The organism is Streptomyces sp. NPDC058691 (assembly GCF_042714775.1).
In the GTDB taxonomy this organism is placed as follows: Bacteria; Actinomycetota; Actinomycetes; order Streptomycetales; family Streptomycetaceae; genus Actinacidiphila.
Genome location: NZ_JBHXSO010000028.1, coordinates 52,553 through 75,751 on the forward strand (window position 1 = coordinate 52,553; position 23,199 = coordinate 75,751).

A 23,199-nucleotide genomic window follows, 5' to 3' on the forward strand; every position below is an offset into this window, starting at 1 on the left:
ATATGACCATGACCGAACGCTCGCAGCAGCACGCCGCGCTCCACGCCCGCCACAAGGCCGTCATGCCCCAGTGGCTGGCGACCTACTACGACGACCCGATCGAGATCACCCACGGCGAGGGCCGTCACGTCTGGGACGCCGAGGGCCGGCAGTACCTGGACTTCTTCGGCGGCATCCTCACCACCATGACCGCCCACGCCCTGCCGGAGGTCACCGCCGCCGTCCGCGACCAGGCCGGACGGATCCTGCACTCCTCGACGCTCTACCTGAGCTCCCAGGCCGTCGAACTCGCCGAGCGGATCGCCGCCCTGTCCGGCATCCCGGACGCCCGGGTCTTCTTCACCACCTCCGGCACGGAGGCGAACGACACCGCGCTGCTGCTGGCCACGACCCTGCGCGGGTCCAACCAGATCCTCGCCCTGCGCAACAGCTACCACGGCCGCTCCTTCTCGGCGATCGGCATCACCGGCAACACCGCGTGGTCGCCGACCAGCCTCTCCCCGCTGCAGACGCTCTACGTGCACGGCGGCGTCCGTACCCGCGGCCCGTACGCGCACCTGTCGGACGCGGAGTTCATCGCCGCGTGCGTCGCGGACCTGGAGGACGTGCTCGGCCAGGCCAACGGCCGGGTCGCCGCCCTGATCGCCGAACCCGTGCAGGGCGTCGGCGGCTTCACCTCCGGCCCGGACGGACTGCTGGCCGCCTTCAAGCAGGTGCTCGACCGGCACGGCATCCTCTGGATCACCGACGAGGTGCAGACCGGCTGGGGCCGCACCGGCGACCACTTCTGGGGCTGGCAGGCGCACGAGGGCGCCGGCCCGCCGGACATCCTCACCTTCGCCAAGGGCGTCGGCAACGGCCTGTCCATGGGCGGCGTCGTCGCCCGCGCCGAGGTGATGGACTGCCTGACCGCCAACTCCATCTCCACCTTCGGCGGCAGCCCCATCACCACCGCCGGGGCGCTGGCCAACCTCCAGTACCTCCTCGACCACGACCTGCAGGGCAACGCCCGGCGCGTCGGCGGGCTGCTGAAGTCGCGTCTGGCGGCGATCGCCGCCGGGTTGCCGGTGGTCCGCGAGGTCCGCGGCCGCGGTCTGATGCTCGGCATGGAACTCGCCGATGCCGCCGCCACCAAGGTCGTCATGGAGGCGGCCCGCGAGGGCGGTCTGCTCATCGGCAAGGGAGGCCGCGCCGGTGACGCGCTGCGGATCGCCCCGCCGCTGTCGCTGACCGTCGCGGAGGCCGAGGAGGGCGCGTCCATCCTGGAAGCCGCGCTCAAGCAGGCCCAGAGCGAGGTGGGTGGCGGGGTGGCCTGACGCCCCGTCCGTTCCTGGTCCGGGCGGCGCCGCGCCGCCCGGACCGCGCCCATCGACGTTCCCCGGCGCCTGATGTGACGGCTCCTCATCCCCTGGGGCGGGAGCGGGAACCAGGGCGCGGCGGCTGCCCGCATCCTGCCGCGCGCGCCCGTTTCATGGCATATTGTGAACGTTCGCCTTGGGGGCGGTCACCGGGAACGTGATCGGGCCCGACGATCAGCGGCAGCGGTATTGCCACCGTGGGTGACGGGTCATACGTTCTTCCCACGACCGGGGTCTACGTGCGTAGAGCCGTTCCGACATGGCATCGAGTCACCGGCGACCCCGCCCTCAGCCATGGAAGGAGTGGGAGCATGAGCCGCACCGTCATCCGCGGCGGACTGGTCGTGACCGCCGCCGACGAGATCCACGCCGACGTGCTCGTCGAGGGGGGCCGGGTCGCCGCACTCGCCGCCCACGAGTCCGATGCCGCGCGGGGCTGGACGGAGTCCGCGGACCGGGTCGTCGACGCGACGGGGAAGTACGTCATCCCGGGCGGGGTCGACGCGCATACGCACATGGAGCTGCCCTTCGGTGGTACCCATGCCTCGGACACCTTCGAGACCGGCACCCGGGCCGCCGCCTGGGGTGGGACCACCACGATCGTGGACTTCGCCGTGCAGTCGGTCGGCGAGTCGCTACGCGCCGGGCTCGACACCTGGCACGCCAAGGCGGACGCCCAGTGCGCCGTCGACTACGGCTTCCACATGATCCTCTCCGATGTGAACGAGGACACCCTCAAGGAGATGGACATCCTGGTCGAGGAGGGCGTGACCTCCTTCAAGCTGTTCATGGCCTATCCGGGGGTGTTCTACAGCGACGACGGCCGCATCCTGCGCGCCATGCAGCGCGGCGCCGACAACGGCGGCCTGATCATGATGCACGCGGAGAACGGGATCGCCATCGATGTGCTGGTCGAGCAGGCGCTGGCCGCCGGGAAGACCGACCCCCGCTACCACGGCGAGGTCCGTCACGCGCTCCTGGAGGCAGAGGCCACCCACCGCGCCATCCGCCTCGCCCAGGTCGCCGGCTCCCCGCTCTACGTCGTCCATGTGTCGGCGCAGCAGGCGGTCGAGCAGATCGCGCTCGCGCGGGACGAGGGCCTGAACGTCTTCGGTGAGACGTGTCCGCAGTATCTGTTCCTGTCGACGGACAACCTGGCGGAGCCGGACTTCGAGGGGGCGAAGTACGTGTGCTCGACGCCGTTGCGGCCGAAGGAGCATCAGGCGGCGTTGTGGCGGGGGTTGCGGACCAACGATCTCCAGGTGGTGTCCACGGATCACTGCCCGTTCTGCTTCGTGGGGCAGAAGGATCTGGGCCGGGGGGACTTCTCGAAGATTCCGAACGGGCTGCCGGGGGTGGAGAACCGGATGGATCTGCTGCATCAGGCGGTGGTGGACGGGCACATCAGCCGGCGGCGGTGGATCGAGATCGCGTGTGCTGCTCCGGCACGGATGTTCGGGTTGTATCCGCGCAAGGGGACGATCGCGCCGGGTGCGGATGCGGACATCGTGATCTACGACCCGGCGGCCGAGCAGGTCATGTCCGCCGAGACGCACCACATGAACGTCGACTACTCGGCCTACGAGGGCAAGCGGATCACCGGCCGGGTGGAGACCGTCTTCTCCCGCGGCGAGCCGGTCATCGAGGGCCGCACCTATGTGGGGCGGGCCGGCCACGGCCAGTACACCCCGCGGGGCACCTGTCAGTACCTCGCCTGAGAGATCTGAGAGAGGCGTGTTGAGCCATGGACTTCGGACTCGTCCTGCAGACGGACCCGCCCGCCTCGGGCGTCGTGGAGCTGATGAAGCGTGCCGAGCGCAACGGCTTCACCTACGGCTGGACCTTCGACTCGGCGGTGCTGTGGCAGGAGCCGTTCGTCATCTACAGCCAGATCCTGGCGCAGACCGAGCGGCTGATCGTGGGCCCGATGGTCACCAATCCGGGGACGCGGACGTGGGAGGTGACCGCGTCCACGTTCGCCACGCTCGCGGACATGTTCGGCAACCGGGTGATCTGCGGCATCGGCCGCGGTGACTCGGCGATGCGGGTGGCGGGCCGCAAGCCCAACGCCCTGGCCCGCATCGAAGAGGCCATGCACGTCATCCGCGAGCTCGCCGAAGGCCGCGAGGCCGACCTCGGCGGGCACCTCATCCACATCCCCTGGATCAAGGAGGGCGCCCGGCTCCCCGTCTGGATGGCCGCGTACGGACCGAAGGCGCTGGCGCTGACCGGGGCGAAGGCCGACGGCTTCATCCTCCAGCTCGCCGACGTCCATCTGACCGAGTGGATGGTCAAGGCGGTCAAGGACGCCGCCGTCGCCGCGGGCCGCGACCCGGGGGACGTGCGGATCTGCGTCGCCGCCCCGGCGTACGTCACCGAGGACGACTCCCCGCAGGCGCTGGCCCACGCCCGTGAGCAGTGCCGCTGGTTCGGCGGCATGGTCGGCAACCACGTCGCCGACCTCGTCGCCAAGTACGGCCACCACTCCAGCGCCGTCCCCGAGGAGCTGACGGAGTACATCAAGGCCCGGATGGACTACGACTACGCCGAGCACGGCAAGGCCGGAAACCGGCACACCGACTTCGTCCCCGACGAGATCGTCGACCGCTTCTGCCTGATCGGGCCCGCCGAGCGGCACATCGAGAAGCTGAGCGCCCTCAAGGCCCTGGGCGTCGACCAGTTCGCGCTCTACGACATGCACGACGCCAAGGAGGCCACCATCGACGCCTACGGCGCCACCGTGATCCCCGCCCTCGCCGGCTGACCGAGGACACGCGCACATGCAGGAGGCCACGGCCCCCGCCCAGATCACGCACACCGACGGCCGCGTCGAGCTGGCGCCCGGCGCGGCCGCCCCACACGGCCGCTACGCCAACGAGGACCTGCTCCCGGTCCCGCTGGCCCAACGCAAGTGGACCACGTACAACTTCACCGCGCTGTGGGTCGGCATGGCCCACAACATCCCTTCCTGGACGCTCGCTTCCGGCCTGGTCGCGCTCGGCATGGACTGGAAGCAGGCGGTGTTCACCATCGCCCTGGCCAACGTCATCGTGCTGGCCCCGATGCTGCTCACCGGCCACGCCGGGCCCAAGTACGGCATCCCCTTCCCCGTGCTGGCCCGCGCCTCGTTCGGCGTCCGGGGCGCGAACCTGCCGGCGCTGCTGCGGGCGGCGGTGGCCTGCGCGTGGTTCGGCATCCAGACGTGGATCGGCGGACAGGGCATCTTCGTCCTGCTCGGCAACATCTGGGGCGGCTGGGCCGGCGCGGCGCGGATCGGCGGCTACCCGTGGACGCTGTGGCTGTGCTTCGTCGCGTTCTGGGCGCTCGAACTGGCCATCATCTACCGGGGCATGGAGACGCTGCGCCGCTTCGAGAACTGGGCGGCGCCCTTCGTCATCGTCGGCGCCCTGGTGCTGCTCATCTGGATCACCGGGAAGGCCGGCGGCCTCGGACAGTTGCTGGACCAGCCGTCCTCGCTCGGCTGGGGGCCGGATTTCTGGCAGGTCTTCTTCCCCTCCCTGATGGGCATGATCGGCTTCTGGGCGACGCTGTCCCTCAACATCCCCGACTTCACCCGCTTCGGCGCAGGGCAGCGCGCCCAGGTCCGGGGGCAGACCCTGGGCCTGCCGACGACCATGACGCTCTTCGCCGTGCTGTCCGTGCTCGTCACCTCCGGCTCCGAGGCCGTCTACGGCAAGGCCATCTGGGACCCCGTCGAGCTGGCCGGCAAGGCGGACAGTGTCTTCGGGCTCCTCTATGCCCTGGTCACCGTCCTGGTGGCGACGATCAGTGTGAACATCGCCGCCAACGTCGTCTCGCCCGCCTACGACCTGTCCAACCTCGCCCCGAGGATCATCAACTTCCGTACCGGCGCGCTGATCACGGGCGTCGTCGGGGTGCTGATCTTCCCGTGGAAGCTGATCTCCACCCCCGAGCTGTACATCTACACCTGGCTCGGGCTCGTCGGCGGCATCCTGGGCACGGTCGCGGGCATCCTGATCGCCGACTACTGGGTCGTCCGGGGCACCCACCTCGCGCTCCCCGAGCTGTACCAGTCGGGCGGCGGCCGCTACTGGTACCGCGCCGGCTGGAACTGGCGGGCGGTGACCGCCTTCGCCGCGGGCGCCCTGCTGGCGGTCGGCGGTTCCCACTCCAAGGTCGACGCCAAGGGCGCCAAGCAGGGCCCGTTCCCCGTCGACGGGCTGATCCCGCCGCTGCGCCCGCTGGCCGACTACGGCTGGGCCGTCGGCCTGGCCACGTCCTTCGCGCTCTACGTGCTCCTCATGTGGCCGGCCAGGCGGCGCGCGCGCACCGGGTGAACGGCGCGGACGGCGTGAACCCGCCAAAGCCCCCGCGACTGCGCACGGCGCGGAGCGATCTGGTCTGATGGGGGAGTGATCGATGACGCACTCTTCAAGGCCGTGGAGGACGCGGTACGGGCGGTCGCCGAAGCGGAGGTCGTGCCGCGCTGGCGACAGCTGACCGCCGCCGACATCAGCCACAAGACCGGCCCCGGGGACCTGGTCACCGTCGCGGACCGCGAGGCGGAACGGCGACTCACCGAAGAGCTGCCCGCGCTGCTGCCCGGCTCCGTCGTCGTCGGCGAGGAGGCCGTGCACGCCGATCCCTCCGTCCTGCGCCGGATCGGCGGCGGCGACCCGGTCTGGATCGTCGATCCGGTCGACGGCACCACCAACTTCGTCGACGGCAAGGCCGAGTTCGCCACCCTCGTCGCCCTCGCGCGGGACGGCGAGGTGCACGCCTCGTGGACGTACGTGCCGCGCCTCGGCCTGATGGCCACCGCACGGCGCGGCGCGGGGGCGCTGCTCAACGGCGAGCCGATCCGCACCGCCGAGAACGTCGAGGGCGCCGCGCTGAGGATCGCCACGTCGCAGTTCTCCTTCATGGACGAGCAGGAGAGGCGGCAGTTCGACGGGCTCGGCGCCGACGGTGTCACGGCCCGCCAGTGCACCTGCGCCGGACTGGACTACCTGGAGGTCGCCCGGGGCTCCCTGGACGCCGTCGCCTTCACCTGGGAGTCGCCGTGGGACCACGCGGCCGGAGTGCTCCTGGTCGCCGAGGCCGGCGGGGCCGGTGTCACCGCCGCCGGTGAGCCCTTCCGGATCGCGGGCGGCAACGCCTTCCCCTTCTCCGTCGCGCGCGACGAGGCGACCGCGCGGCGCGTGGTCGCCCTCATGGCGGGTGAGCGGTGAGCCGGGCGCGCGTCCTGGACGCGATCGTCGTCGGCGCCGGCCCCAACGGCCTGACCGCCGCCGTCGAACTCGCCCGCGCCGGGCTGTCCGTCGAGGTCTTCGAGGCCGGCGACCGCGTCGGCGGAGGCGCGCGCACGGAGGAGCTGACGCTGCCGGGCTTCCTGCACGACCCCTGCTCGGCCGTGCACCCCCTCGGCGTGGGCTCGCCCGCCTTCAACGCCATGCCGCTGGCCGCCCACGGACTGGAGTGGCTGCACCCCGAACTGCCGCTCGCGCACCCCTTCGACGACGGCACCGCCGCCGTCCTGGCCCGCACCGTCGGCGCCACCGCCGCCTCGCTGGGACCACGGGACGCGGGCACCTACCGGCGGCTGCTCGCTCCGTACATCGGGCGCTGGGACACCCTGGCCCACGACTTCCTGCGGCCCCCGTGGCACGGCCTGCCCCGCGACCCGCTGGGCTTCGCGCGGTTCGGACTGACCGGCCTGCCGCCGGTGGCGCTGCTGGCCCGGCGGTTCCGCGACCGCAAGGCCCGCGGGCTGCTCGCCGGACTCGCCGCGCACACCGTCGCCCCGCTCAACAGCCCGCTGACCGGCGCGATCGCGCTGATGTTCGCGGTCGCCGGGCACGAGGTCGGCTGGCCCCTGCCGCGCGGCGGTTCCCAGAGCCTTTCCGACGCGCTGGCCTCGTACCTGCGCGAGCTGGGCGGTACCGTCCACACCGGTGTCACGGTGCGCAAGATCGACGAACTGCCGCCCGCGCGCGCCTACGTCTTCGACACCTCGCCCACGGCGCTCGCCCGGATCGCCGGCCTCGGCGACGCCTATCACCGCTACCGCTACGGCCCCGCCGTCTGGAAGATCGACTACGCCCTCGACGGCCCGGTGCCCTGGACCGCCGCCGACGCGCGGCGGGCCGGCACCGTGCACGTCGGCCCGACCTACGGCGAGATCGGCGACGCCCTGGACCGGGCCACCTCGGGCCGCGCCCCGCACGTCCCGTTCCTCATCACCGCGCAGCCGAGCGTCGTCGACCCCGGCCGCGCGCCGGAGGGCAAGCACGTCTTCTGGGCCTACGCCCACGTGCCCAACGGCTGGCAGGGCGACGCCACCGAGGCCGTCGAGCGGCAGATCGAGCGCTTCGCCCCCGGCTTCCGGGACCTCGTCCTCGCCCGCGCCGTCAGCGGCCCCGCCGAACTGGCCGCCCGCAACCTCAACTACATCGGCGGCGACTTCGGCTGCGGCGCCTTCACCGGCCTGCAGACCGCCTTCCGCCCCAAGCCGAAGTGGAATCCCTACACCACCTCCCGCCCCACCGTCTTCCTGTGCTCCTCCGCCACCCCGCCCGGACCCGGCGTGCACGGGATGCCGGGCCACCACGCGGCCCGCACGGTCCTCAAGCGGCTGGGGGCCGCCGTCCCCCGACGCTGACCGGCTCCGGAGCCGCGGCACGGCCCCGGACCGCAGGTGTCGGACACAGCGACTAGCATCGCGGACATGGAGCAGCGCGTATTGGGCAGGACGGGCCGCAAGGCGTCCGTCGTGGGTCTCGGCACCTGGCAGCTGGGTGCCGACTGGGGCGACGTGCGGGAGGAGGACGCACTGGCGGTGCTGGACGCCGCCGTCGAGTCCGGTGTGACCTTCTTCGACACGGCCGACGTCTACGGCGACGGCCGCAGCGAGCAGCTGATCGGCCGCTACCTGCGGGAGCGCCCCGACGCCGGCATCTTCGTGGCCACGAAGATGGGCCGCCGCGCCGAGCAGCTCCCCGAGAACTACGTGCTGGACAACTTCCGCGCGTGGAACGACCGTTCGCGCGCGAACCTGGGCGTCGACACGCTCGACCTCGTGCAGCTGCACTGCCCGCCGACCCCGGTGTACTCCTCGGACGAGGTCTTCGACGCCCTGGACACCCTCGTCGAGGAGCAGCGGATCGCCGCGTACGCGGTGAGCGTCGAGACCTGCGAGGAGGCGCTGACGGCGATCGCCCGCCCCGGTGTGGCGAGCGTGCAGATCATCCTCAACCCCTTCCGCCTCAAGCCGCTGGAGCAGGTGCTCCCGGCCGCCGCCGAGGCGGGCGTCGGGATCATCGCGCGCGTGCCGCTCGCGTCCGGTCTGCTGACCGGCCGCTACACCAAGGACACCGTCTTCGCCGCCGACGACCACCGGAACTACAACCGGCACGGCGAGGCCTTCGACCAGGGCGAGACCTTCTCCGGCGTCGACTACGAGACCGGGCTGGAGGCCGCCGCGGAGTTCGTCGCGCTGGCGCCGGAGGGCGCGACCCCGGCGCAGACCGCGCTGCGCTGGATCATCCAGCAGCCCGGCGTCACCACGGTCATCCCCGGCGCCCGCTCGGTCGCCCAGGCCCGCGCCAACGCCGAGGCCGCGGCCCTGCCGCCGCTGCCGCAGAGCACGCTGGACGCCGTGCGGGACCTCTACGACACCCGCATCCGCGCACAGGTCCACCACCGCTGGTAGCCGCCGGCGGGCCCCGGTTCCCGCGTCAGCCCGTGCCCGCCTCCTGGACGATGCCGTCCAGGAGCGCGGGCAGCGCGGTCCCGATCGGCTCGCGCACCAGCTCGTCCGCGAGGGGGTCGTACGGCGTCGGCTCGGCGTTGACGATCACCAACCGCGCACCGTGCTCGGCCGCGATTCCCGCGAGCGAGGCGGCCGGCTGCACCTGCAGACTGGTGCCCACCGCGAAGAACACCTGACAGCCCTTCGCGATCGCCATCGCGTTCCCCAGCACCACCGGGTCGAGCCGCTGACCGAACATCACGGTGGCCGACTTCAGGATGCCGCCGCACTTCGCGCACGCCGGGTCCTCCTCACCGGCCCGGACCCGCTCCAGCGCCTCCGCCATCGGGGCGCGGTCGTGGCACCGCGTGCACACGACCGTGCGCGCCGTTCCGTGCAGTTCCAGCACCTTGCGCTCGGGCAGCCCGGCCATCTGATGCAGCCCGTCGACGTTCTGCGTGATCACCCGGACCGGCACACCGGCCCGCTCCAGCCGGACGATCGCCGCGTGCGCCCCGTTCGGGCGCGCCCGCAGGGCGGGGCTGTCGTTGCGCAGCTGCCAGGACCTGCGGCGGACCTCCGGGTCGGCCATGTAGTGCTCGTACGTCACGAGCTTCTCGGCCTCGGGGTCCCGCCGCCACACCCCGTTCGGCCCACGGTAGTCGGGGATGCCGGAGTCGGTGGAGATCCCCGCGCCGCTGAGAATCGCGACGAGCGGCTTCTTCGCGTCCATGCGGCGAGCGTACGCAGACCGGGCGGCACGCGGCCATCGTGTTTCCGCGCCGCCCGCTCAGCCGCCCAGCCCGGCCGCTCAGCCCAGTCGCTCCCGAACCTCCGCGACGAGACCGGCCGCCGCCTCGACGGCGTTCGCCGGGTCACCCAGCCCGGCCAGCACCGCCTCGGCCCGGGCCCGGAAACCGGGCGGGGTGCCGGGCAGCGCGTCCGCGGCGGCCAGGGCGCCCTTCTCGTTCAGGCACCAGACGCGGTGGTGGGCGTGCAGGGACTGGGCGAGCACGCCGATCGCACGCGACAGGCACAGCGCGGCGTGCAGGACGTCGCCCGCCGCCGCCGACTTGCGGGCGTTGACCACCAGGAAGTCCGCCTCCCACGCGGCGCCGGTCAGCGCCGCCCGCAGCGGCTCGGGGTACACCCGGGTGCGTTCGCGCAGCGCGGCCAGTTCACCGGAGGGGTCGGCCAGGACGCGCCCGAGTGCCACCTCGCCGGGGTACGCCGGAGACCAGAAGCCGAGCGGATGGCCGGGCTGGATGCCCACCTCGTAGCGGCCGGCCGCGCAGTCCTCCCAGACGCGCAGCACCCGGTCCAGGTCGCGCAGGATCCAGTCGACCCGGGCGCCGCCGACGTCGAGCCACGCTCCGCCGTTCACCCACGGGCCCCAGCCGCCCGGGCCCGCGACCTCCACGGGGGCGCCGGTCGCCTCCTCCGCGAGCGCGGCGAGGGCGGCTGTGTCGGGTGCGCCGCGGTAGTACACGCCGAGGTCCCAGTCGGAGTCCGGCCGGTGCGTACCGCGCGCCCGGCTGCCGCCGAGCAGGACGCCCACGACGCCGGGGACACCGGACAGGGCCTCGGCCATGGCGGCGACAGGGGGTGCGGGCACAAGCTGTTCGGGCATCGTGCGAGTGTAGGAGCCATCCGGCGCGAGGAGTACGCAATTGTTCACCACCCGGCCCACCCTTCAGGGCACTTTCGGCATGGTCTCGTCCACGCACTGGCTGGCCTCGCAGTCGGCCATGGCGGTGCTGGAGAACGGCGGCAACGCCTATGACGCCGCCGTCGCCGCCGGATTCGTCCTGCACGTGGTGGAACCGCACCTCAACGGGCCGGCCGGCGAAGTGCCGATCATCCTCGCCCCGGCGGGCGGCGGCGTGCGCGTGCTCTGCGGCCAGGGCCCGGCCCCCGCGGGTGCGAGCGTCGACCACTACCGGTCGCTCGGTCTCGACCTCGTCCCGGGCACCGGCCCGCTGGCGGCGGCAGTGCCGGGTGCCTTCGACGCGTGGATGGTCCTGCTGCGCGACCACGGCACGAAGCCGCTCGCCGAGGTGCTGTCGTACGCCATCGGCTATGCCGAGCACGGGCACCCGGCGGTGGAGGCGGTCGGTGCGACCGTCGAGTCCGTACGCGCCATGTTCGAGACGGAGTGGACGACCTCGGCCGAGCTCCACCTGCCCGCGCCCCGCCCCGGCGAACTGCTCCGCAACCCGCAACTGGCCGCCACCTGGCGGCGGTTGCTGCGCGAGGCGGAGGCCGCGGGAAGCGGCAGGGAAGCACAGATCGAGGCCGCCCGGCGCGTGTGGCGCGAGGGCTTCATCGGCGAGGCCATCGCCGACTTCGCGGCGCGCCCGGCCATGGACACCTCCGGGGAGCGGCACGCCTCGACCCTGACCGGGGACGACCTCGTCGGCTACGAGGCCCGCTACGAGGACCCGGTCAGCCACGACTGGAACGGCTGGACGGTCTGCAAGGCCGGCCCCTGGAGCCAGGGCCCCGTCCTCCTCCAGCAGTTGGCGCTGCTGCCCGAGGCCGCCGAGATGCCGGAGTACGGCACCGCGGACTGGGTCCACACGCTCGTCGAGGGCACCAAGCTCGCCATGGCCGACCGCGAGGCCTGGTACGGCGACGCCGACCCGGCCGCCGTCCCCCTCGCCGAACTGCTCTCGCCCGCCTACAACGACACCCGGCGCGCCCTGATCGACCCGGCCCAGGCCTCGTACGACCTGCGGCCCGGCAGGCCAGGCGGCCGCGCCCCGCGGTTGCCGCGCTTCCCGATCCACGACCCGGGCGCGGAGCCAAAGTTCGACGCCATGGGCGTCGGCGAGCCGACCGTCGCGCACAACGGCGCCACCCGGGGCGACACCTGCCACCTCGATGTCGTCGATCGCTGGGGCAACATGGTCGCCGCCACCCCCAGCGGCGGCTGGCTCCAGTCCAGCCCCGCCATACCCGGCCTGGGCTTCGCGCTGGGCACGCGGCTCCAGATGGCCTGGCTCGAACCCGGGCTGCCCAACTCCCTCACCCCGGGCCGCCGTCCGCGCACCACCCTCACCCCGTCCCTCGCACTGCGCGACGGCGTACCGGTGATGGCGTTCGGCACGCCCGGCGGCGACCAGCAGGACCAGTGGTCACTGAGCTTCTTCCTTGCCGTCGCCCTGCGCGAGGACGTCCGCGGCGGCCTCGACCTCCAGGGCGCCATCGACGCCCCCAGCTGGCACACCGACGGCTTCCCGAGCTCCTTCCACCCCCGCGCCATGCAGCCCGGCAGCCTCACCGTCGAGTCCCGTCTCGGCGAATCGCTCATCGCCGACCTGCGCCGCCGCGGCCACGACCTCACCATCGCGGCCCCCTGGTCCGAGGGCCGCCTCTGCGCCGTCGCCCGCGACCCCCGCACCGGCGTCCTGTCGGCCGCGGCCAACCCCCGCGGCATGCAGGGCTACGCGGTCGGACGCTGAGGGCTCGTCCCGGCGCCGTCTCAGGACCGCGGCCTCGGCGGGAGGCCGTTGACGAGTTCGACGGGGACGGAGGCCGTGGCCAGGGCGGTGAGGGCGGCGCGGACGCGGCGGTAGAGGCCGGGGGAGAGGTAGGCCTCGGCCTCGTCGGGGGTCGCCATGCGCCAGTCGGACAGCTCCTCGGCCTGGAGGCGGACGGCTCCGAGCGCGGCGTCGTCGAGTACGCCCCCGTCGAAGAGGAACGAGGCGAGCGGCGGGCGCCCCGGAACGCCCTGGATCCAGTCGACGGCGAGCAGGTCGCCGGGTTCGACGTCGAGGCCGATCTCCTCCAGCGTCTCGCGGCGCGCTCCATCGCGCGGCGTCTCCCCGTCGGCGGACTCGATGGTGCCGCCGGGCAGCACCCACTTGCCGTCCTCGCGGTAGGTGGTCTCGGCGATGAGGATGCGGCCGTCGGCGTCGCGGAACAGCGTGCTGGCGCCGGCGAGGATCTTGGGGAGGCTGTCGATGTACGCGGAGAAGTCGGAGGTCGTCACGGGTCCCAACCTAATCGGGGGGCGGTCCCGAGGACGCCGGGTCGTCCCGATCACCCCTCGCGCCGCACCCACGGGGCGTATCTCCGGCCGGGAGCGGCGTCCGCACGCCGGTAGTGCAGCACGGTCCCCTGCACGATGTCGAGTCGTTCCGCCGCGACAAGGCACGAGACCGGGCCGGGGCCGCCCGCGTCCGCCTCGAAGGCGACCAGGGGTCGCTCCCCGAGTTGCCGTGCCACCGCGAGGGCTTCGTCCGCGCTGGGTGCGCGGAACACGGGGTCGTGGAAGAAGGCCGGGCAGGTGACGAGTAGCGGATCGGTGAAGACCGGCTCCAGCCCGTGGTGGTAGGTCAGGTCGTGGCCGGCGGCGAGCCTGAACTCGCCCGGCTGCCACGCGATGACGTCCCAGTCCCACCAGGACCCCTCGGGCAGCTCCACCGCCGCGTGGCCCGGCGGGTCAGTCACGGGAGCTGCCGGAGGACCCCTCTGCCGCCTCGACCGCCGCGTCGACCGCCGCCACGAGGTCGGCCGCCGGGAGGCTGCCGGGCGCGCGGCGTGCCCGGGCGGCGCGGTTGAGCAGAAGGCGGAGCGTGTCGTTGACGGGGGTGGGGACGCCGTGGAGGCGGCCCAGGAGCACGATTTCGCCGTTGAGGTGGTCGGCCTCGGCCGAGCCGGTCGCGCGGCTGAGGCTCTGCCAGGTCGAGCCGCCGCCGCGGGGGGCGCCCTCGACGGGGCGCACGGTGACGAGGTCGCCGCGCTTCGCGGCCTGCTCGGCCTGGCTCGCGTAGGCGATGCCCGCCGCGTCGAGCACCGCCGCGCCCTCGGCGCGCGCCCGCTGGTGGAGGGCGTGCGTGGACTCGTCACGGCCGATCAGCGCCTCGATCGCGTTGCCGAGGTTCGTCAGCAGCTTGGCGTACTTCCATCGCATCACGTCGTCGGTGACCGGCGCGCGCAGGAAGGCGGACGACTCCAGGTCGGCGGCGATGCGCGAGACCGTGGCGTCCGTGCCGTGCGGGTAGCGGCCCAGGTGCAGCATGCCGGTGAGCGGTGCGCACGGAGCGACCACGACACCGGGCTCCACATGGGCCGACGGCAGCCAGACGCACATGCCGTACACGTCGGGGAAGCGCCGCAGCGCGATCCGCTCGTTGGCGACACCGTTCTGCGCGCACACCAAAGGCAGGCCCTGGGCGACGGGCGCCCAGGTGTCGAGCGCGGCGGCGGTGTCCTGGGTCTTCGTGGCGAGGACCAGGACGTCGTCGTCGCGCAGGTCCAGCGCGTCGGGCCCGTCGGCGACCGGGACGGGGAGGGAGAGCGTCGCGTCAGGCGTGCGCAAGGTGAGCCCGTGGCCCCGCAGCGCCGCGCCGTGCTCGCCCCGGGCGACCAGGACGACGTCGTGCCCGCTCTCGAACAGCCGCCCGCCGATGGAGCCGCCGACCGCACCCGCGCCGATGATGATGTACCGCACACGCGGACCCTACGGCACCAGTGCGACCGTGCGGCGGGCGAGGTCGCCGATCGAGGCCCCGTCGAAGCCGAAGACCGCGCTGCGCACGCGGTCCCCCAGCGGTTCCGTCCACTGCGGCGGGATCGCGGCGCCGCCGCACAGCACGCCCGCGACCGAGCCCGCCGTGGCGCCGTTGGAGTCGGTGTCGAGGCCGCCGCGCACGGTCAGCGCGATCGTGGTCGTGAAGTCGCCCTGCCCGTAGAGCAGTCCGGCGGTGATGACCGCGGCGTTGGGCACGACGTGGATCCAGTGCAGGTGCCCGGTCTCCTGATCGAGGTCCCCCAAGGTGTCCGCCCAGCCGAGTCCGGCCTCGTGCAGCGCCATGGTGCGGCGCACCGTGCGGGAGAGCCGGCAGCCGGGCGGGATCTCGGTCAGGGCCGCCTCCAGTGCGGTCCGTGCGTCCGGCGCCGTGAACGCGGCCGCGATCAGGGCCGCCGCCCACATCGCGCCGTAGACGCCGTTGCCGGTGTGCGACAGCACCGCGTCACGCCGGGCCAGCGAGGCGGCGCGGCGCGGGTCCCCGGGGGACGTCCAGCCGTACACGTCGGCGCGGATGAGGGCGCCGATGAACTCCTGGTAGGGGTTGTCGACCGTCGCGCTGAGCGGGGGTTTGATGCCCGTCGCCAGATTGCGGTACGCGGCCCGCTCCGCGGTGAAGGTCTGCAGGTAGGGCAGCCGCAGCAGCCACAGCTCGCCCACCTCCTCGGTGGTGAAGCCCGCCCCGTGCGTCTCCAGCAGGTCCAGGCCGAGGATCGCGTAGTCGACGTCGTCGTCCCGCACACTGCCGTCGACGCCACCGCGCGTGCACTGCCGCCACTCCGGACGCAGGTCGAACTCTGCGGGGTCCGGCGGCGGGGACAGCGCGGGGAGGTAGTCCGTGAGCGGGAGGGCGTCCGCCCGGCGCAGGTAGCGGTCGATGCGGTCCCTGGTCCAGTGGTCGCCGCGCTCGACGGGCTTGCCGAGCATGTTGCCGGCGATGCGGCCCAGCCAGCCGCCGAGGACCCTGTCCTGGAGGCCGGGGGTTGATGACGTCATGTTCCCGGTCTACCGGAATCCCGCGGCTCCGGCGGGAAGCCGTGGCCGCCGACGCGGCGCGTCGCCTGAACCTCCTCCGGCGCCGCCGGCGCGGGGCGCGCTGGGACAATGACCGGGTGTCCGAAGCCTCCGGTACCGCCCCGGCGACCGCGCCCCGACTGCTGCCCGACGACGAGCTGGAACGGTCCACCGTGGTCGCCAACAACACGATGAACCGCGAGCGCGGCCTGTCCGGTGTCAACAGCTACGCCCGTGAACTCGGCTTCGATCCGGTCGGCGACGTGCTCGGCCGGTCCGCGTCGCCTTCCTGGCTCGACCTGTGCAGCGGCGAGGGCCGGGCCCTGCGCGAAGCCGCGGCGCGGCTCCCGGCGACGGCGGTGCTGACCGGCGTCGACCTGGTGGGCCCCCTCGTCCCGGCCCCGGCGCCGCCGGGGGTGGAGTTCGTGACGGCCTCGGCCGCCGAATGGACACCCCGGCGGTCGTACGACCTGATCACCTGCGTCCACGGGCTGCACTACGTCGGCGACCGGCTCGGTCTGCTCTGCCGCGCGGCCTCGTGGCTCGGCCCCCCGGGGCTGCTGGTCGCGCACCTGGACCCCGAGTCGATCCGCCGTGGCGACGGTGCGCCGGCCGGCCGCCCGGTGCTGGCGGCCCTGCGGGCGGCGGGTTTCACCTACGACTCCCGGCGGCACCTGCTCACCCTGCGCGGGCCGCGGACCGTCCGCCTGCCCTTCCGCTACCTCGGGGCGGACCCCGCGGCCGGACCCAACTGGACCGGACAGCCCGCCGTCGCCTCCTACTACCGCGCGGCCCCCCGGGGGCCGCTGGGCAGCGCGGACCGCCCGGGATAGGGTCCAAGCGGCGCGACCTGCGGTAAGGGAGATCAATGTGACGGACACACGGCGAGCGCGAGTACTGATCGCCGCGGACAAGTTCAAGGGTTCACTCACCGCCGTCGAGGTGGCCGAGCGGATCGGCGCGGGGCTGCGGCGTGCCGCGCCGGACGTCGTCATCGAGTCCGTGCCCGTCGCGGACGGAGGCGACGGGACCGTGGACGCCGCCGTCGCCGCGGGCTTCGAACGGCGGCTGGTGGAGGTCACCGGGCCGCTGGGGGAGCCGGTCACCGCCGCGTACGCGTTGCGCGGCGACACCGCCGTCGTCGAGATGGCCGAGGCCTCCGGGCTGCGGCATCTGCCGAAGGGGGTCTTCGCGCCCCTCACGGCCACCACCTACGGCACCGGCGAACTGCTGCGTGCGGCGCTCGACGCGGGGGCGCGATCCCTGGTGCTCGGTGTCGGCGGCAGCGCCACCAATGACGGCGGCGCGGGCATGCTCGTCGCGCTCGGCGCACGGCTGCTGGACGCGCAGGGTGTACCGGTGGGTCCCGGGGGAGCGGCGCTCGCCGGACTGGCCTCGGCGGACCTGTCGGGACTCGACGCGCGCCTGGCGGACACCGAGGTGGTCCTCGCCAGCGACGTCGACAATCCGCTGCTCGGGCCGAAGGGCGCGGCCGCGGTCTACGGGCCGCAGAAGGGCGCCTCCCCGGAGGACGTCGAGGCCCTGGACGCCGCGCTCGCGCGCCTCGCCGAGGTGCTGGGCGCCGCCTCGGCCGCCGAGGCGCCCGGCGCGGGCGCGGCGGGCGGTGTCGGCTTCGGCGCCCTCGTCGGCCTGCGGGCGCGTTTCCGTCCCGGTGTGCAGGTGCTGATGGACATGCTCGGCTTCGCGCGGGCGCTCGAACGTGCCGATCTGGTGATCACCGGCGAAGGCTCCCTGGACGAGCAGACGTTGCACGGCAAGGCCCCGGCCGGTGTGGCGGCCGCCGCCCGCGCCCGGGACGTCGAGGTGGTCGCCGTCTGCGGGCGCCTCGCCCTGCCGCCGGCCGCGCTGACCGCCGCGGGCATCCGGCGTGCGTACGCTCTCACCGACATCGAGCCCGACCCGGCGCGCTGCATGGCCGAGGCCGGGCCGCTGCTCGAGCGCCTCGCTGTCGGCATCGCGCGCGACGTCCTGCTCTGAACCGCTGCGTCCGAGCGGGCGCAAACGCGTGGGACCCCGAGCCGTTCCCGGCTCGGGGTCCCACGGACGTTCGTCGTACGGCTACGGAAGCTGCGCCGTACGCGCCTCACGGCGGTTGTTGCGGATCGTGTTGACCCGGCGGGTCGTCGCGAACAGCGGGATGACCGCCGCCGCGCAGATCTGCAGGGCCGCGCCCGTCTGGAGCAGCACGTCGCCGCCGGGGACCGCGAAGGCCCAGCAGACCAGGCAGCCCATGCTGACCACGATCCAGGCGAGCGTGATCACGGCGAGCCGGCCCCGCGGCTTGGGGTACTCGACCCGGCTGACCATCAGCCACGCCACACCGACGATGGCCAGCACCGTCGGGATGAACGGCAGCTCCAGCAGCACCACCGAGATCACGGTCATGGCCCCGAAGGGGCTCGGCATGCCCTGGAAGATGCCCTCGCGCACCGTCGTGCAGGAGAACCGGGCGAGCCGCAGGACGACCGCGAGCAGCACCACGACGGCGGCCACCGCCGACAGCTTGCCGTAGGCGTCGTCGGAGATCAGGCCCCAGACCACCACGAAGTAGGCGGGGGCCAGACCGAAGCTGATGAGGTCGGAGAGGTTGTCGAGCTCCGCGCCCATCGCCGAGCTGCGCAGCTTGCGTGCAACGAGCCCGTCGAAGAGGTCGAAGACCGACGCCATGAGCATCAGCAGCACGGCGGTGGCGGCGCTGTGCCGCGTCATGCCGCCGTCGGTGTTGCCCATGAGGTGCGGGACCAGGACTCCGGTGGTGGTGAAGTACACCGCCATGAAGCCGCAGATCGCGTTGCCGAGGGTCAGGCCGTCCGCTATCGACAGCCGCGTTGAGAGCGGCATGTCATCGTCGTCGTCCTCGTCCACCGCGGCGACCCACGGTGCCTGCGCGTCGGGCTCAATCACGGTCAAGGCGAGTCACCCCAGCAACGGTGGTCTGGCCGACCTCGACGGCGGGCTCGACGCCCTCGGGGAGGTAGATGTCGACGCGGGAGCCGAACCGGATCAGGCCGATCCGCTCACCCTGCTCGACCTTGGTGCCCTGCGGGACGTAGGGCACGATGCGCCGCGCGACGGCACCGGCGATCTGCACCATCTCGATGTCGCCGAGCTCGGTGTCGAAGTGCCAGACGACGCGCTCGTTGTTCTCGCTCTCCTTGTTGAACGCCGGAACGAATCCACCGGGGATGTGTTCCACCGACGTGACCGTGCCCGCGAGGGGGGCACGGTTGACGTGGACGTTCAGCGGGCTCATGAAGATCGCGACGCGAGTGCGCCCGTCCTTCCACGGCATGATGCTCTGCACCACACCGTCGGCCGGCGAGATGACGCGGCCCTGGGCGATCTCCCGCTCGGGGTCGCGGAAGAACCACAGCATGCCCGCCGCGAGGGCGGTGGTGGGGACGGCCACGGCCGCCCAGCGCCCGGAACGGCGGGCGCGGGCCAGGCTGACCGCTGCGGTGGCCACGGTCGGGAGGAGCCACGGCGATGCTCCGCGCGCGAGGCGTACGCCGGCCAGGCTGTCGCGTTTAGCAGAGGATTGGCTGTGGGGCATGGAAGACCTTCGTAGCGGAGGGTGCCGCAAGATGGTTCTGGGGACGGCGGCTTTCCGTGAATGGTATCGGCAGTGACGGGCAACTGGGCAAGCCAGTGGCGGAGTCCGTGGCCGGTTATTGATGACTGGGTGTGACCTTTGGCTCGCACAAAGTGTCACAACCCAGACATTCATCCCTGGATCCGGTACTCCTCGAGCAGCCGGCGACCGATGATCATTTTCTGGATCTCGGCGGTGCCCTCGCCGATCAGCAGCATCGGTGCCTCGCGGTACAGGCGCTCGATCTCGTACTCCTTGGAGAAGCCGTAGCCGCCGTGGATGCGGAACGCGTCCTCGACGACCTCCTTGCAGTACTCCGAGGCCAGGTACTTCGCCATGCCGGCCTCGAGGTCGTTGCGCTGGCCGGAATCCTTCTTGCGTGCGGCGTTGACCATCAGCGCGTGCGCGGCCTCCACCTTGGTGGCCATTTCGGACAGCTTGAACTGGATCGCCTGGTGCTGCGCGATCGGCTTGCCGAAGGTGTGCCGCTGCTGGGCGTACGCGATCCCCAGTTCGAAGGCACGCCGTGCCACGCCGCAGCCGCGGGCGGCCACATTGACCCGGCCGACCTCGACGCCGTCCATCATTTGGTAAAAACCGCGGCCGCTCTCGCCGCCCAGGACCCGATTTGACGGAATCTTCACATCCTCGAGGATGAGCTCGGTCGTGTCGACGCCCTTGTAGCCCATCTTCTCGATCTTCCCGGGCACCGTGAGGCCCTTCACCGTCGGGTTCGGGCCGAAGCCCGGCTCCTTCTCGATGAGGAAGGTCGTCATGGACTTGTGCGGGGCCGCGCCCTCGGGCTGGCCCTCGTCCGTGCGGCACAGGACCGCGACGAGGTTGGACGTGCCGCCGTTGGTCAGCCACATCTTCTGGCCGTTGATGACGTAGTCGTCACCGTCGCGGACGGCCTTGGTGCGGATGGCGGAGACGTCGGAGCCCAGGCCCGGCTCCGACATCGAGAACGCGCCACGCACCTCGCCGGTGGCCATCCTGGGCAGGAAGTGGTCCTTCTGCTCCTGTGTGCCGTGCTGCTTGAGCATGTAGGCGACGATGAAATGGGTGTTGATGATGCCCGACACGCTCATCCAGCCGCGGGCGATCTCCTCGACCGTCAGGGCATAGGTGAGCAGGGACTCGCCGAGGCCGCCGTACTCCTCAGGGATCATCAGGCCGAAGATGCCGAGCTCCTTCAGCCCCTCGACGATGTCGGTGGGGTACTCGTCCTTGTGCTCCAGTTCATTGGCGACCGGGAGGATCTCCTTGTCGACAAAGCTGCGGACCGTGGAGAGGATCTCCTGCTGGATGTCGGTCAGCCCGTCGGTCTGGGCGAGACGGCTCATCTGTCGTTTCTCCTACGAGTTCAGTGGGCGACGGACGGGCGGCCGGGCTGCTCGCCGCCGCGTTCCTTGATGTAGGTGGCGGTCGGGACCATCACCTTCCGGCGGAAAACGCACACCAGGGTGCCGTCCTGCTTGTAGCCCTTGGTCTCCACCTGGACGATGCCCCGGTCGTCCTTGGACTTCGACGGCCACTTGTCCAGCACGGTGGTCTCGCCGTAGATCGTGTCGCCGTGGAAGGTCGGCGCCACGTGCTTCAGCGACTCGACCTCCAGATTGGCGATCGCCTTGCCGGAGACGTCGGGGACGGACATGCCCAGCAGCAGGGAGTAGATGTAGTTGCCCACGACGACGTTCCTGCCGAAATCGGTGGTCTGCTCGGCGTAGTTCGCGTCCATGTGGAGCGGGTGGTGGTTCATGGTCAGAAGGCAGAAGAGGTGGTCGTCGTACTCGGTGACGGTCTTCCCGGGCCAGTGCTTGTAGACAGCGCCGACCTCGAACTCTTCATACGTGCGGCCGAACTGCATCGCTTCTGCGCCTCCGGGATGTCGTGCTTGCTCGTACGGGTGACTTCTGCGGCGATCACGCGGGGACCTCCAGCGGGTCCAGCTTGTTCGCCTTGCGGATCTCGTCCACGATCCTGCCGATGATCTCGGTGATTCCGAAGTCCTTCGGCGTGAACACGGCGGCCACGCCGCACTCGATCAGCTTGGCCGCGTCCGCCGGGGGGATGATGCCGCCGGCGATGACCGGGACGTCCTCCGCCCCCGTGCGGCGCAGCCGCTCCAGGACGTCCGGCACGAGCTCCGCGTGCGAGCCGGACAGGATCGACAGGCCGACGCAGTGGACGTCCTCGGCGACCGCCGCCGACACGATCTGCTCGGGCGTCAGCCTGATGCCCTGGTAGACCACCTCGAAGCCGGCGTCGCGGGCCCGCACGGCGATCTGCTCGGCGCCATTGGAGTGGCCGTCGAGGCCCGGCTTGCCGACGAGCAGCCGCAGCTTGCCGCCGCCCAGCTCCTGGGCCGTGAGCGCCACCTTGCGGCGCACCTCGGCCAGCGGCGTGCCCGCCTCGGCGGTGACCGCGACGGGGGCGCCGCCGACGCCGGTCGGCGCCCGGTACTCCCCGAAGACGTCGCGCAGGGCCCAGGACCACTCGCCGGTGGTCACGCCGGCCCGCGCGCACTCCAAGGTGGCCTCCATCAGGTTGGCGGTCCCGGCGGCGGCCGCCTTGAGGGCTTCCAGGGACTTCTGGGCGCGGGACTCGTCCCGGTTGTCGCGCCAGTCGTGGAGGGCGGCCACGACCCGGGCCTCGTTCTCCGGGTCGACGGTCATGACGGCGCCGTCCAGGTCCGAGGTCAGCGGGCTGGGCTCGGTGCCCTCGTAGCAGTTGACCCCGATGATCTTCTCGTCGCCGGACTCGATCCGCGCGCGGCGCTCGGCGTGCGAGGAGACCAGTTGCGACTTCAGGTAGCCCGACTCGACGGCGGCCATGGCGCCGCCCATCTCCTGGATGCGCCCGATCTCGGCCAGCGACTGCTCGACCAGCTCGCCGACCTTCGCCTCCACGACGTGGCTGCCGTCGAAGATGTCCGCGTACTCCAGCAGGTCGCTCTCGTGCGCCAGCACCTGCTGGATGCGCAGGGACCACTGCTGGTCCCAGGGACGCGGCAGCCCCAGCGCCTCGTTCCAGGCCGGCAGCTGCACGGCGCGGGCGCGGGCGTCCTTGGAGAGCGTCACGGCCAGCATCTCCAGGACGATGCGCTGGACGTTGTTCTCCGGCTGGGCCTCGGTCAGGCCGAGCGAGTTGACCTGGACGCCGTAGCGGAAGCGGCGCTGCTTGGGGTTCTCGATCCCGTAGCGCTCCTTGGTGACCTGGTCCCAGATGCGCGTGAAGGCGCGCATCTTGCACATCTCCTCGACGAAGCGCACGCCGGCGTTCACGAAGAAGGAGATGCGCGCCACGACGTCGCCCATGCGCTCCTGCGGCACCTGTCCGGAGTCGCGGACGGCGTCCAGGACGGCGATCGCCGTCGCCATGGAGTACGCGATCTCCTGGACCGGAGTGGCGCCCGCCTCCTGCAGGTGGTAGCTGCAGATGTTGATCGGGTTCCACTTGGGGATGTGGCTGACCGTGTAGGCGATCATGTCGGTCGTCAGCCGCAGCGAGGGCACGGGCGGGAAGACGTACGTCCCGCGCGACAGGTACTCCTTGACGATGTCGTTCTGCGTCGTCCCCTGGAGCTCCGTGACAGCGGCGCCCTGCTCCTCCGCGACGACCTGATACAGCGCCAGCAGCCACATGGCGCTGGCATTGATGGTCATCGAGGTGTTCATCCCGTCCAGGGGGATGTCCTGGAAGAGCCGGCGCATGTCGCCGAGATGGGCGACCGGGACCCCGACCCGGCCCACCTCGCCGCGGGCGAGGATGTGGTCGGGGTCGTAACCGGTCTGCGTCGGGAGGTCGAACGCGACCGACAGGCCGGTCTGGCCCTTGGCGAGATTACGCCGGTACAGGGCGTTGGACGCCTCGGCGGTGGAGTGCCCGGCGTAGGTCCGCATCAGCCACGGACGGTCCTTCTGACGCTCGCTCATGCTCGTTCCCG

At 72.3% G+C, this 23,199-nt stretch carries 21 protein-coding genes; 10 read left to right on the forward strand and 11 right to left on the reverse strand.

Annotation, left to right across the window (positions count from 1 at the left end; all coding sequences use genetic code 11):
- Positions 1-2 precede the first annotated feature (2 nt).
- The 7 genes from ACFWVC_RS20945 (at position 3) to ACFWVC_RS20975 (ending at position 9,051) form a co-directional block, all read left to right on the forward strand.
- Positions 3-1,316, forward strand: a complete 1,314-nt coding sequence (locus ACFWVC_RS20945) for an aspartate aminotransferase family protein (RefSeq protein ID WP_384287873.1) — start codon at positions 3-5, stop codon at positions 1,314-1,316.
- 353 nt (positions 1,317-1,669) lie between these two features.
- Complete coding sequence (hydA, locus tag ACFWVC_RS20950; protein ID WP_384287876.1) at positions 1,670-3,076, forward strand: dihydropyrimidinase; 1,407 nt, start codon at positions 1,670-1,672, stop codon at positions 3,074-3,076.
- 26 nt (positions 3,077-3,102) lie between these two features.
- A complete protein-coding gene (locus ACFWVC_RS20955) occupies positions 3,103-4,122 on the forward strand; it encodes a TIGR03842 family LLM class F420-dependent oxidoreductase (protein WP_384287880.1) in 1,020 nt (339 codons plus the stop codon).
- Positions 4,123-4,138: 16 nt separating this feature from the next.
- Positions 4,139-5,677: an NCS1 family nucleobase:cation symporter-1 gene (locus ACFWVC_RS20960; protein WP_384287885.1), complete on the forward strand. Its 1,539-nt coding sequence runs from the start codon at positions 4,139-4,141 to the stop codon at positions 5,675-5,677.
- A gap of 75 nt (positions 5,678-5,752) precedes the next feature.
- Entirely contained in the window at positions 5,753-6,571 is an 819-nt protein-coding gene (locus ACFWVC_RS20965; RefSeq protein WP_384287889.1) for an inositol monophosphatase family protein, read from the forward strand.
- Complete coding sequence (locus ACFWVC_RS20970) at positions 6,568-8,001, forward strand: phytoene desaturase family protein (RefSeq protein WP_384287893.1); 1,434 nt, start codon at positions 6,568-6,570, stop codon at positions 7,999-8,001. Before ACFWVC_RS20965 ends, ACFWVC_RS20970 begins: the two co-directional genes overlap by 4 nt.
- A gap of 66 nt (positions 8,002-8,067) precedes the next feature.
- The gene (locus ACFWVC_RS20975; RefSeq protein ID WP_384287897.1) at positions 8,068-9,051 is read left to right on the forward strand and encodes an aldo/keto reductase; all 984 of its coding nucleotides are present in this window, start codon (positions 8,068-8,070) and stop codon (positions 9,049-9,051) included.
- A 25-nt stretch (positions 9,052-9,076) separates the two neighbouring features.
- Here ACFWVC_RS20975 and ACFWVC_RS20980 read toward each other — a convergent pair whose 3' ends face one another.
- Both ACFWVC_RS20980 and ACFWVC_RS20985 read right to left on the reverse strand, forming a co-directional pair.
- Complete coding sequence (locus ACFWVC_RS20980; protein ID WP_384287902.1) at positions 9,077-9,823, reverse strand: NAD-dependent deacetylase; 747 nt, start codon at positions 9,821-9,823, stop codon at positions 9,077-9,079.
- A 78-nt stretch (positions 9,824-9,901) separates the two neighbouring features.
- On the reverse strand, positions 9,902-10,720 hold the full coding sequence (locus tag ACFWVC_RS20985; RefSeq protein WP_384287909.1) for a nucleotidyltransferase domain-containing protein: 819 nt from the start codon (positions 10,718-10,720) through the stop codon (positions 9,902-9,904).
- A 40-nt stretch (positions 10,721-10,760) separates the two neighbouring features.
- Here ACFWVC_RS20985 and ACFWVC_RS20990 point away from each other — a divergent pair, with 40 nt between their 5' ends.
- Entirely contained in the window at positions 10,761-12,554 is a 1,794-nt protein-coding gene (locus ACFWVC_RS20990) for a gamma-glutamyltransferase family protein (RefSeq protein ID WP_384287912.1), read from the forward strand.
- Positions 12,555-12,574: 20 nt separating this feature from the next.
- Here ACFWVC_RS20990 and ACFWVC_RS20995 read toward each other — a convergent pair whose 3' ends face one another.
- From ACFWVC_RS20995 to ACFWVC_RS21010, 4 genes are read right to left on the reverse strand one after another with little or no spacing between them, the layout of a single operon-like run.
- Positions 12,575-13,084, reverse strand: a complete 510-nt coding sequence (locus tag ACFWVC_RS20995) for an NUDIX domain-containing protein (RefSeq protein ID WP_384287915.1) — start codon at positions 13,082-13,084, stop codon at positions 12,575-12,577.
- A 50-nt stretch (positions 13,085-13,134) separates the two neighbouring features.
- Positions 13,135-13,545 carry a hypothetical protein gene (locus ACFWVC_RS21000; protein ID WP_384287920.1) on the reverse strand — a complete coding sequence of 137 codons (411 nt, stop codon included), beginning with the start codon at positions 13,543-13,545 and terminating at the stop codon, positions 13,135-13,137.
- On the reverse strand, positions 13,538-14,548 hold the full coding sequence (locus tag ACFWVC_RS21005; RefSeq protein WP_384287923.1) for a ketopantoate reductase family protein: 1,011 nt from the start codon (positions 14,546-14,548) through the stop codon (positions 13,538-13,540). Before ACFWVC_RS21005 ends, ACFWVC_RS21000 begins: the two co-directional genes overlap by 8 nt.
- Positions 14,549-14,557: 9 nt before the next feature.
- Positions 14,558-15,622 (reverse strand): ADP-ribosylglycohydrolase family protein, encoded by a 1,065-nt coding sequence (locus ACFWVC_RS21010; RefSeq protein WP_384287926.1) that lies wholly within the window; start codon positions 15,620-15,622, stop codon positions 14,558-14,560.
- Between the two features lie 116 nt (positions 15,623-15,738).
- On the opposite strand from ACFWVC_RS21010, the gene ACFWVC_RS21015 reads away from it, so the two are divergent.
- Both ACFWVC_RS21015 and ACFWVC_RS21020 read left to right on the forward strand, forming a co-directional pair.
- Positions 15,739-16,473 carry a class I SAM-dependent methyltransferase gene (locus ACFWVC_RS21015; RefSeq protein ID WP_384287929.1) on the forward strand — a complete coding sequence of 245 codons (735 nt, stop codon included), beginning with the start codon at positions 15,739-15,741 and terminating at the stop codon, positions 16,471-16,473.
- Between the two features lie 37 nt (positions 16,474-16,510).
- Positions 16,511-17,638: a glycerate kinase gene (locus ACFWVC_RS21020; RefSeq protein ID WP_384287931.1), complete on the forward strand. Its 1,128-nt coding sequence runs from the start codon at positions 16,511-16,513 to the stop codon at positions 17,636-17,638.
- Between the two features lie 81 nt (positions 17,639-17,719).
- Here the strand turns inward: ACFWVC_RS21020 and pssA are convergent, their stop codons facing one another.
- From pssA to ACFWVC_RS21045, 5 genes are all read right to left on the reverse strand, one after another.
- Positions 17,720-18,571 carry a CDP-diacylglycerol--serine O-phosphatidyltransferase gene (gene pssA / locus ACFWVC_RS21025; RefSeq protein ID WP_384287934.1) on the reverse strand — a complete coding sequence of 284 codons (852 nt, stop codon included), beginning with the start codon at positions 18,569-18,571 and terminating at the stop codon, positions 17,720-17,722.
- Positions 18,558-19,214, reverse strand: coding sequence for a phosphatidylserine decarboxylase (locus ACFWVC_RS21030; protein ID WP_384287937.1), 657 nt, complete (start codon positions 19,212-19,214; stop codon positions 18,558-18,560). Before ACFWVC_RS21030 ends, pssA begins: the two co-directional genes overlap by 14 nt.
- Positions 19,215-19,384: 170 nt before the next feature.
- Positions 19,385-20,596 carry an acyl-CoA dehydrogenase family protein gene (locus tag ACFWVC_RS21035; RefSeq protein ID WP_384287939.1) on the reverse strand — a complete coding sequence of 404 codons (1,212 nt, stop codon included), beginning with the start codon at positions 20,594-20,596 and terminating at the stop codon, positions 19,385-19,387.
- A gap of 20 nt (positions 20,597-20,616) precedes the next feature.
- Positions 20,617-21,120 carry a MaoC family dehydratase gene (locus ACFWVC_RS21040; protein WP_384287942.1) on the reverse strand — a complete coding sequence of 168 codons (504 nt, stop codon included), beginning with the start codon at positions 21,118-21,120 and terminating at the stop codon, positions 20,617-20,619.
- Positions 21,121-21,175: 55 nt separating this feature from the next.
- The gene (locus ACFWVC_RS21045; protein ID WP_384287944.1) at positions 21,176-23,188 is read right to left on the reverse strand and encodes a protein meaA; all 2,013 of its coding nucleotides are present in this window, start codon (positions 23,186-23,188) and stop codon (positions 21,176-21,178) included.
- Between the last annotated feature and the right edge of the window lie 11 nt (positions 23,189-23,199).